9 protein-coding genes are annotated in these 10,552 nt (G+C 67.8%); all 9 read left to right on the top strand.

Annotated elements, in window-relative coordinates; genetic code table 11:
• Positions 1-1,430 (top strand): pyridoxal phosphate-dependent decarboxylase family protein (locus ACPYOM_RS17800; protein WP_481346980.1); only part of this gene is annotated, 1,430 nt, incomplete at its 5' end.
• A 39-nt stretch (positions 1,431-1,469) separates the two neighbouring features.
• A complete protein-coding gene (locus tag ACPYOM_RS17795; protein ID WP_481346979.1) occupies positions 1,470-3,164 on the top strand; it encodes an FAD-dependent oxidoreductase in 1,695 nt (564 codons plus the stop codon).
• Positions 3,161-3,937: an SDR family NAD(P)-dependent oxidoreductase gene (locus ACPYOM_RS17790; RefSeq protein ID WP_481346978.1), complete on the top strand. Its 777-nt coding sequence runs from the start codon at positions 3,161-3,163 to the stop codon at positions 3,935-3,937. Before ACPYOM_RS17795 ends, ACPYOM_RS17790 begins: the two co-directional genes overlap by 4 nt.
• A gap of 58 nt (positions 3,938-3,995) precedes the next feature.
• Positions 3,996-5,351, top strand: coding sequence for a glutamine synthetase family protein (locus ACPYOM_RS17785; RefSeq protein ID WP_481341678.1), 1,356 nt, complete (start codon positions 3,996-3,998; stop codon positions 5,349-5,351).
• Between the two features lie 60 nt (positions 5,352-5,411).
• Positions 5,412-6,233: an acetoacetate decarboxylase family protein gene (locus ACPYOM_RS17780; RefSeq protein ID WP_481346977.1), complete on the top strand. Its 822-nt coding sequence runs from the start codon at positions 5,412-5,414 to the stop codon at positions 6,231-6,233.
• Entirely contained in the window at positions 6,230-7,732 is a 1,503-nt protein-coding gene (locus ACPYOM_RS17775) for an aldehyde dehydrogenase (protein ID WP_481346981.1), read from the top strand. Before ACPYOM_RS17780 ends, ACPYOM_RS17775 begins: the two co-directional genes overlap by 4 nt.
• Entirely contained in the window at positions 7,732-8,688 is a 957-nt protein-coding gene (locus tag ACPYOM_RS17770; RefSeq protein WP_481346976.1) for a DODA-type extradiol aromatic ring-opening family dioxygenase, read from the top strand. Before ACPYOM_RS17775 ends, ACPYOM_RS17770 begins: the two co-directional genes overlap by 1 nt.
• A complete protein-coding gene (locus ACPYOM_RS17765; RefSeq protein WP_481341674.1) occupies positions 8,685-9,539 on the top strand; it encodes a fumarylacetoacetate hydrolase family protein in 855 nt (284 codons plus the stop codon). The genes ACPYOM_RS17770 and ACPYOM_RS17765 overlap by 4 nt, the downstream gene beginning before the upstream one ends.
• A gap of 216 nt (positions 9,540-9,755) precedes the next feature.
• On the top strand, positions 9,756-10,552 hold a 797-nt coding region (locus ACPYOM_RS17760), incomplete at its 3' end, for a transporter substrate-binding domain-containing protein (RefSeq protein WP_481346975.1).

Below are 10,552 nucleotides of genomic sequence, written 5' to 3'. Positions count from 1 at the left end.
GCAGGGACACGATGACGATCCCCGGAGCGCCAACTCCCTTCGAGGCGGCACCGACGGCCCCGGCACAGCTGCAGGACAACCTCGCTCGCGTCGTCGACGGGATCTCGCAGTGGATGTCACAGTTCGGAGCCTTCGAGCCTCATCCGGCGACGGCGATCGACGAGGACCAGCTCGACGCCGCCCTGCACGCGCTGATCGGTCGGCTGGGGGACAACTATCCCTTCTTCCATCCCCGCTACGCCGGCCAGATGCTCAAGCCGCCGCACCCCGTGTCAGTGATCGGATACCTCGCCGCGATGCTGATCAACCCCAACAACCACGCCCTCGACGGCGGGCCGGCCACGGCAAAGATGGAGAAGGAGGTCGTCGCCAAGCTGGCGGCCATGTTCGGGTACGGAACCGACTTCCTTGGTCACCTGACCAGCAGCGGCACCATCGCGAATCTGGAGGCCCTGTTCGTGGCCCGGGAGACCCACCCCGGCAAGCACATCGCCTTCAGCGCGGACGCTCATTACACACATGGCCGCATGTGCCACGTGCTCGGCGTCGAAGGTCATGCTGTGGCCACGGACTCGGCCGGCCGGATGGACCTGGCAGCCCTCGAGGACCTGCTGCGCACCGGAACCATCGGCACCGTCGTCCTCACCACCGGCACCACCGGGCTCGGAGCCGTGGACCCGGTCCACGAGGCAGTGCCGCTGTGCCGCAGATACGGCGCGCGCATCCACGTCGATGCCGCCTACGGGGGGTTCTTCCGCCTCATCGCCGATGACTCAGCCGATGGGGTGCAGGCGGCGCCGTTCCGGTCGATCGCCGACTGCGACTCGGTGGTGGTCGACCCGCACAAGCACGGGCTGCAGCCGTACGGCTGCGGGGCGGTGCTCTTCAAGGACCCGCAGGTGATCCGGTTCTACACCCACGACTCCCCGTACACGTACTTCACCTCGGACGAGCTCCACCTGGGCGAAATCTCTCTCGAGTGCTCACGCTCCGGTGCCGCCGCAGCGGCGCTCTGGGTCACGTCCCAGGTGCTGCCGTTCACGGCAGAGGGCCTGGGCCGTGTGCTGCGACCGGGCCGGCGAGCGGCCCTTGCCTGGGCAGACCTGCTCGCTGACTCCGCCACGCTCGACCTGTACCAACCGCCGGAGCTGGACATCGTGACCTACCTGCCCCGTCGGACCTGTCTGTCCGACGTTGATCGGGCATCCGCCCACGTGCTCGAGGCGGGGATGACGAGGCCCAAGGAAGACGCGGTGTTCGTGGCGACGTACAGCGTGACCGCGGAAGCCCTCGCCGCCCGGGGCCACGACATCACGGCAGACGTGGATCAGGGCCGGATTCTCCGCAGCGTGCTGATGAAGCCGGAGAGCGAGCACTGGGTCGACTTCCTGCACACCGCAATCGACGAGCTCGCCTCGGCCGCCCGCTGACAGCCCGTCGCCACCACCAGTTCACCGAAAGGAGAGCCGATGAGTACCAAGACGGAGCACTACGACGTTGCGGTCGTCGGCTCTGGGGGAGCGGGACTTGTCGCGGCATGTGCAGCGGCCGACCACGGCGCCAGGGTTCTGGTGCTCGAGGCCACGGATCTGTTCGGCGGCGTCACCGCGGTGTCCGGCGGCCAGCTCTGGATACCCGACAACCCCGTCATGCACCGAGCCGGCTACACCGACTCGCGAGCCGATGCCCTGCAATACCTCCGGCGGAACACCCTCGGAGCCGCCAGCGAGGCGCACCTCAGCGCGTTCCTCGAGGCCGGTCCGCGGCTTGCTCGGTACCTCGAGGAGCTGGGGATTCCACTGCAGGCCGTCCCTCGACCCGACTACCACCCGGCGTGGCCCGGGGCGCGGACCGGCCGAAGCCTGGAACCGCTCCCTGTCCCCACGGAAGCGTTGGGAGAGTGGCGCGGAAAGATGCGGACGTCATCGGTGCGAGAACCGCTGACCAGCACCGAGTCGCGTGAAGGCCTCGACCCCAAAGAGCTGCTGGTTCGACAGAGCCGTGACGTGAGGACTCAGGGGGCCGGTCTGGTGGCCGGGCTGGCCGCCGCGGCACTGGCGCGAGGCGTAACGCTCGTGGCCGGGCATCGCGTCCGGTCGATCTCGCGGGGCCGAAGCGACGGGTTCACCGTCACCGCTCGCCGCCCCGACGGTTCGAGGAGTGCTGTCGACGCCGACGCGGTCGTCCTCGCCAGCGGAGGCTTCGCCGAGAACACCGCGTTGCGACGCGACTTCCTCCCGCCGGTTCAGATGCTGCCCACCGCGGCGGTCGGCAGTCTTGGCGATGCCCTCCGCCTGGCACTGCCTCACGGCGCCCACCTGGCCGGCACGAGCGAGGCATGGTGGACAGCAGCCACAACGATTCCCGCCTCGAAGGGGGCGCCGGCGACTCATCGCAACCTCGTGCGCGAGCTCGCTTACCCTGGGTCCGTCCTCGTCAACGACCGCGGCGCCCGGTTTGTGGACGAGGCCAGCTCCTACAACGATCTGGGCAAGGCGTTCCTGCGCTTCGACCCGGGCACGCACAGGTACCCGAACGAACGCGCCTGGCTGGTCTTCGACGCGGCGTTCAAGAGCCAGTACGCGGTCGCTGGCATCGCACCCCACATGCCCGCTCCAGAGTGGTTCGCATCAGCACCAGATCTTCGATCGCTCGCCGAGCACGTCGGGATCGAACCGGCCGGGCTGATGAGGACGGTCGCCGCGATGGCCCAACATGCCCTGCGCGGCGAAGACCCGGACTTCGGTCGCGGCGGCAACCCGCACGACGCCTTCAACGGCGACAGCAGCCACCGGCCGAACCCCTGCCTGGGCACCCTGGGCACCGCGCCGTACTTCGCCATCACGGTCTCGTTGGGCCTGAACGGCACGAAGGGTGGCCTGGTCACCGACCCCACCGGCACGGTTGTGGACTTCGACGGCAAACCCATCCCCCGTCTATTCGCCTGCGGCGAGGCCGCGGCCGCGCTGATGGGCCCTGGCTACGCCGGATCCGGAGCCTCGCTCGGTCCGGCTCTGACGGCGGGCCTGCTCGTAGGCGAGCGCATCGGGAGCCCGGTCCTCCGCCCGGGTGGCGCCGTGAACGAAACACCGGGGCAGTCGCACACGGCGTCACACGGCCACCTGCCGAACGCCACGGAACCGATCAGGGAGAAGACATCGTGAGCACGTCTCGTTTCGCCGGCCGCGTGGTGATCGCGACCGGCACCGCTTCCGGTTTGGGCCTGGCGGCTGCGCGGCAATTCGCAAGCGAGGGCGCCGATCTCGTCCTGGTGGACCGAGACGAAGCGTCCCTGCATGACGTCGTCACCGCCCTGTCCGCCACGGGTGCGCACGTCGTTTCCGTGGTGGGTGACGTCTCGCGCGCCGCCACCGCGACGCAAGCCGTACGGACCGCCCTTTCGCAGTTCGGGCGTCTCGACGTCCTGTTCAACAACGCCGGAATCGACCCGCTGGAAGCCACCACGCTCGTGGAGACCACCGAGGAGCTGTGGGACGCGATCATCAACGTCAACGTCAAGTCCGCATACCTGTTCGCGAAAGAGGCGATCCCCGCCATGATCGCTGCGGGGGGCGGCTCGATCGTCAACACGGCGTCATCGGCCGGGATGCGGGCCTCGGCACACGAAGCGGCCTATGGCATCTCGAAGGCCGCCATCATCGCCCTGACCCGGTCGCTGGCCCGAGACTTCTCCGGTCAAGGCATCCGCACCAACGCCATCTGTCCGGGGCCACTCGAAGCGATCACCACCGACCGCCGGGCCACCATGAGCGAAGACGAGAAGGCGGCCCGCCGCGAACGGGTCAGCGGGCTTGTGCCCCTGGGGCGGGAGGGGACATACGAAGAGGTCGCCCGGTCCGTCCTCTTCCTGGCCAGCTCGGAGTCCAGCTACACCAGCGGCGCGGCGCTGCTCATCGATGGCGGGTTGATCGCGTGAACGGCTCCCGGCACCCCATCACGGCCCTGCGCGTCCAGGTCACACCAGGAGCAGGTCTGTGAAGCTGGACATGAACGGCCCGCTGACCGACGCTGCCGCGCAGCTCACCGCTGCGGGAAGCGACGTCCTGCGAGTCGGGTACGCGGACGTGCTCGGCACCGAGCGCGGCCGCGATGTCCTGGTCAGCACGCTGCCGCGCAGTCTGGGAGGCGGTCTGGCCTTCTGCCGGTCGGTCTTCGGCACAACCCCGCAGGGGGACACCGTCGACATCGACGGCGGGCGCGGCGACGGCTTGCCCGACGTCGTTGCCGTGGCGGATCTGGCGACACTGCAAGCCGTGCCATGGGAGCCCGGGGTCGCGCACTGCATCGCCGACCTCTACGAACCGGACGGCTCGCCGGCCGGCGACAGCCCCCGTCAGGTGCTTCGTCGGGTCATCGACCAGTTCGCCGAGCTGGGCCTTCGCCCGGTGGTGGGGCCCGAGCTGGAGTTCTATGTGCTCGAGCGCGCCCCCGAAACCCCGACGGGCTGGCGGCGTTACGGCGAAGCGCCCGGCAACGTCTACGTCTCCGGGTTGAAGGGCGACCCCGACAACTTTCTCCTTCGGACCCTGCGGCTGCTGGGTGACTACGGCATCGAGGCTGTGTCCGGCAACCACGAGTACTCCTCAGGTCAGTTCGAACTGAACCTGTGGCACTCGGATGCGCTTGATGCTGCCGATCGGGCCTTCCGCTTCAAGGCAGCCATCAAGGAGCTTGCCCGCCGGGAGGGCAAGATGGCCACGTTCATGGCCAAGCCGTTCAACGACGAGGGCGGGTCAGGCTTCCACCTGCACTTCTCGGCCTGGGCTGACGACGGTTCAGCCGCCTTCGACGGAGGGCCGGGCTCCGAGCACGGGTTGTCCAAGACGGCACTGTCAGCGCTCGCCGGAATTCTGGCCCATGCCCCCGCGCTGGCCGCCGTGAGTAACCCGACGATCAACTCCTACAAGCGATTTGGACCAGACACCATTGCCCCGTGGCTCATCGACTGGGGCCTGGACAACCGCAGCGCGATGGTGCGCGTCCCACCCGAGCGTGGAAAGGCGACCCGGCTGGAGCTTCGGCTCGGTGACGCCACCGCCAACCCGTACCTGGCCATCGCCGGGCTGCTCAGCGCTGCCTATCTCGGGATCCGCGATGCCCTCGTCCCGCCGGACCCACTTGAGGGCTACGGATACGACCCCACCAAGGCCGACAAGCTGCCCGCCGACCTGGCTGCTTCACTCGCCGCCCTGGAGTCGGACACCGAGCTCCAGAAGATGTTGGGCCCCAAGTTCATCAACAACTTCCTGACGTACAAGCGCAACGAGCTCGAACGCTACTCCCGCTTCGTCACCGACTGGGAGTTCACCGAATACGCCTACCACCTCTGATCCAGACACCAGCTGTAACCGGGGCAACGTCGCCCCATCCGTACCAGCAAAGGAGTTCCTGTGGCCAAGGTCCAGGGTTTCTATCACCCGAGAACGGCGACCGGACGAGCTTCGCTGCTTCCGCCGCCGCCGTGGCACTACTCCGGCGACCTCCTCACGGTCGAGTACCGCACAGATCCACGACGCGTCGCAGACCTGTTGCCGGACCCGCTGGAGCTGGCCGAGGACGATCCCGGGGCCGTTGCCTTCATCTGGGCCGACTGGCAGTCAACGGCCGCCGACGGGGCCCAGCTGCTGGACCCGGTGCTCGGCCAGTACAAGGAAGCCTTCGTCGTCGTTCGGTGCCAGTTCAAGGGCCAGACGTTCAGCCGCTGCGTGTTCATCTGGGTCGACACAGACTTCGCCATCGCACGCGGCATCCACCAGGGCTACCCGAAGAAGCTCGGTTCCATCCACCAGACCCGGCCGCACCCGTACGGGCCGGCGCCCCGCCTGGAAGCCGGCGCCCGGTTCGGTGCCTCGCTGGCGGCGGCAGACCGAAGACTCGCGGAGGCACGGATCACGCTGACCGGTCCCTCTGCCACCAACGGCTTCGTGAACAGCCACAAGATGGCGCACCACCGGCAGGTCAGCGCCATAGACAAGTCAGGCACGTACCGACTCGACGAGATCATCTCGACCGGCGCTGCGTCGGCCGAAGGCGGAACCCCATGGCACGCCGACGTCGACACCTTCACCCTCTTCGACTCACCCACCGAGGAGCTGACCATGCTTCAGCCGCAAGAACTCATCGGTGCCTATTACTGCCAGGTCGGCGTGATCTGGGACGGCGGCGAGGTGCTGCACGACAACCTCGCCGCAGCGAAGGTGGAAGCCTCATGAGCGGTGCGGCGACCCTGGGACAAGAGACGATCGAGGTCGAGGGCGTGCAGGTGGACACCCGGCATTGGATCGACGGACGGCGGGTGGGCTCGCGGACGACCTTCGCCGACGTGTCGCCCATCGACGAGGCCGTGCTCGGGCACATCTCGGCCGGCGGCACGGCTGAGGTCGACGCCGCCGTCTCAGCAGCACGCCGAGCCTTCCCGGCCTGGAAGGCCTTGCCGGCGGCCGCACGCGCCGACGTGCTGGAGCGGGTTGCAGACGGTATCGACGCCCGCGCGGAGGAGCTGGCCCGGGTGGAGACCCGCGACAACGGCTCCCTGCTGCGTTCACATCGCCGCAGCGTGATGCCGAGGGTGGGTCACAACTTCAGGTTCTTCGCCGACCAGCTGCGAACCCTCATGCACGCAGACAGGGAGATCCGGGGCCACCGCGAGCGCATCACCTACAACCCGTCGGGCGTCACAGCAGTCATCACACCGTGGAACGCGCCGCTGATGCTCGCGACGTGGCGCATCGGGCCGGCGCTGGCGTCGGGCAACACCGTGGGGTTCAAGCCACCGGAGTGGGCTCCGCTCACCGCCTCCCTGCTCGCCGACATCACGTCAGACGCCGGCCTGCCGCCCGGCGTGCTCAATGTCGTCCAGGGCCTGGGCCCCGATGCCGGAGCAGCACTGGCAGGACACCCCGGGATCCGCCGCCTGTCCTTCACTGGGTCGGTACCGACGGCCGGCAAGGTCGCATCCGCGGCGGCACCCAACATCGTCCCGCTTTCTCTGGAGCTGGGCGGGAAGTCGCCACTGGTGATCTTCGACGACGCAGACTTCGAGCTCGCCGTCTCGCTGGCGGTCGAGCAGTTCGACAACGCCGGCCAGGTCTGCCTCGGCGCCTTCCGCATCCTGGTCCAGGACACGCTCTGCGACCGCTTCATCGAGGCGGTCGTCGAACGGGGCCGCCACCTTCGACAAGGTGATCCGCGGGACGACACCACTGATGTGTCGGCACTGATCTCCCGACAGCACTTCCAGCGTGTCAAGGGCTTCGTCGACCGTGCGCGTGCGGAGGGGGCGACGGTGCTGCTGGGCGGTGGCCCCAACACGAACCTCGGAGGCCTCTATTTCAGCCCGACGATCCTCACGAACGTATCGCCCGACAGCGAGATCGTCACCGAAGAGGTGTTCGGGCCTGTGCTGACCGTGCAGACGTTCGGCACCGAGGAGCAGGCGATCCACATGGCCAACGACACCCGGTTCGGGTTGGCGGCCACTCTCCTGACGGGCGACCCCGAGCGCGCAGAACGTGTTTCGGCCGCGCTCGACGCCGGCACCGTCTGGGTCAACTGCTTCTTCGTCCGTGATCTCGGTGCGCCGTTCGGAGGCAACGGGCACTCGGGCATCGGTCGCGAGGGCGGGCTGTGGTCGTTCGACTACTACTCCGACATCAAGAACACCGTCTTCTCGCCGACCGGCTGGAGTGCGAAGCAGAAGGGAAGCAGGTAATGGGTGAAGTCATGGGCGCCGGCCTGCTGGCGCACGTCCCGACCATCGTCCTACCGGAACAGGTACGCCGAGAGCTCAACCACGGCGAGGACTCGACCTTGCCCGCCGGGCTCAGGCAGCTGCGGCGCGAGGTCTTCGAGACGCCCGACTACGACACGGTAGTCGTGCTGGACTCCCACTGGGCAACCACGGTCGAGTTCGTCGTCACGGCCCAGCCGCGCCGGTCGGGTCTGTTCACCTCCGAGGAACTTCCCCGCGGGATGAAGCAACGACCGTACGACTTCGCGGGCGACCCTGAACTGGCGCACCTCATCGCCTCCAAGGCAGGCGACCACGGCACCTGGATCACGGCGATCGAGGACGAGCACCTACCGATCTTCTACGCCACCACCAACCTGTGGGAGTACCTCGGCCAAGGTCTACCCGAGAAGAGATGGATATCGATCGGGGTCTGCCAGACCGCAGACACTGAGGACAATCTGCGGCTCGGTCGGGCCCTCGGCGACGCCATCGCCGAGTCCGACCGAAGGGTGTTGCTCATCGCCTCCGGTGCGATGAGCCACACGTTCTGGCCGCTGCGCCAGCTACGCGAACACGAAGCGGCAGGCGTCGAGCACATCTTCACGCGCGCTGCCTACGAGGCCGACATGCAGCGGCTGGACTGGTTCGCCAGTGGAGATCACGCCAAGGTCCTCGAGTCGATGCCGGAGTTCTACCGGTTCAGTCCGGAGGCACGCTTCGGGCACTACCTCATGATGATCGGAGCCCTCGGCGAGGGCGCCTGCACCGCGCCGTCCCGGCAGTTCGGGGAGTACGAGAACTCGATCGGCACCGGTCAGGTGCACCTGTGGTTCGACCGACCAGCGGAGGGCTTTCCCCGGCCGCGGCGCACCCACATCAAGCCGGTCACGGCAGAGCAGCCGGCGTTGCACGACTCCGGGGTGGCGGGATCATGACCGAGTACCGCCGGATCCTGCTGGACGGCGCCCAGGTCGAGGCAGTGCGCGCAGGTGACGACCTCATCGTCGGCGACGGCCGTGTGGTCGCCATCCAGGACGCACGGCACCTCCCACCCGTCGTCCCCACCAAGATCATCGCGGTTCATCTGAACTACCGAAGCCGCGTCGAGGAGTTCGGGATCAGCCTGCCCGAGACACCTACCTACTTCCACAAGCCCACATCATCGCTGAACAGCCACGACGGGGCGGTCGTGCGTCCCGAGCGGTGCAAATGGCTGAACTACGAGGGCGAGATCGCGATCGTCATCGGACGAACGTGTCGCAACATCTCCGCGGAAGACGCAGGCCAGTACATCCGGGGCTACACGGTGGCCAATGACTACGGCCTGCACGACTTCCGGGACACCGATGCCGGCTCGATGCTTCGCGTCAAGGGGTCGGACACGCTCTGCCCCCTCGGACCCGGACTGGTCGAGGACTGGGACTTCCGGAACAAGCGGATCCGGGTGACGGTCAACGGCCAGGTCAGACAGGACGCCAACACCGACGAGATGGAGTGGGACATGCACTACCTCGTCGCGGACATCGCCCGCACCATCACGCTCTACCCAGGCGACGTACTGCTTTCCGGTACTCCAGCGAACTCCCGAACTGTCTACCCCGGCGACGTGGTGGAGGTGGAGGTGGAGGGCCTTGGCACCCTCCGCAACCACATCGTCACCGGCCCGACCCCCGTGCGGGATGACGTCGGCGCCCAACCCACCGAGTCCGACGAAGTCCTCTCGACGGCCCAGGGCGGCGACTGGCCGCACCGCGGAACACGGGCAGCACACCCACCGCGGCCCTAGAAGAACGGCTCAGCGCGCCGTCCCGACGAAGAGGCAGCCCTCGAGCCGACGAGCCCACCAGCCTCACCACGCGAGATCCAAGAACCCGCACCGAGTCCCAGCCCACACACCCGAAAGGCACACCCCATGTCCACGCACCCGCTGTCCGGGCGGCCTACGCCGCGCACCAACCGACCGCGTCCCAACTGCCGACGGACCATCGGCACGCTGGCCGCCGTGAGCACCATCACGCTCACCGCGGCGGCATGCGGCGCCTCCGGCGACGCATCCGCCAATGGGGGCTCATCCAGCGGCGCCGGCAGCCATAGCGCGAAGTTCGACCAGAGCATCGCCGACCAGCTCCCGCCCGCGATCAAGAGCGCGGACGAGATCAAGAACATCGTCTTCAACAACTCGCCGCCGGCAACCTTCCAGAAGGATGGCAAGGAGGTTGGGTGGGCGATGGACTTGAGCTCCGCAGTCGCTGACGTCCTGGGCGTGAAGATGAACACCACCGTCTCCGGTGACTTCTCCACCTTCATTCCCGGCATCCAGAACGGCCGCTTCGATGGCAGCTTCGGTCCGCTCATCGTCACTCCGGAACGTCTCCAGCAGATCGACATCGTCGGGGTCTTCAAGGTCGGCACGGGCTTTGCGAGCAAGAGCGGGAGCGATGTCAACATCAACACCCCGACGGACGTGTGCGGGCTCACCGTCGCAGCCGTCGAGGGCAGCGCTTTCATCAAGAGCGTCGAGTCGATCAACCCGAAGTGCCAGGAAGCCGGCAAACCGGTTCCCGTCGTGCAGTCCTTCCCCAACAACGCGGCCGCCCAGCTCGCAGTCAGCAACGGCCGCGTGCAGGTCTTCGCCAGCAACGCCGATGCACTGCAGTACCTCATCTCCCAGACCGGCGACCGGTTCGAACGCGAACCGCTCGACTACCAGCCGATCATCGAGGGCATCGGACTGAACAAGAACTCGGGCCTGTCCAAGGCGGTCAAGGCAGCGGTCGACAAGCTGATCGCGGACGGCAC

It is taken from the genome of Monashia sp. HAY1-2A, assembly GCF_056755315.1.
The sequence above is the reverse complement of the archived record's forward strand: the minus strand, read 5'-3'. Positions and strand labels throughout refer to the sequence as shown.

Excerpts from the sequence above, each read along its gene's own strand:
- ACPYOM_RS17765 (WP_481341674.1), top strand. The coding sequence starts at position 8,685 with ATGACCGAGTACCGCCGGATCCTGCTGGACGGCGCCCAGGTCGAGGCA.
- ACPYOM_RS17775 (WP_481346981.1), top strand. The coding sequence starts at position 6,230 with ATGAGCGGTGCGGCGACCCTGGGACAAGAGACGATCGAGGTCGAGGGC.
- ACPYOM_RS17795 (WP_481346979.1), top strand. The coding sequence starts at position 1,470 with ATGAGTACCAAGACGGAGCACTACGACGTTGCGGTCGTCGGCTCTGGG.
- ACPYOM_RS17770 (WP_481346976.1), top strand. The coding sequence starts at position 7,732 with ATGGGTGAAGTCATGGGCGCCGGCCTGCTGGCGCACGTCCCGACCATC.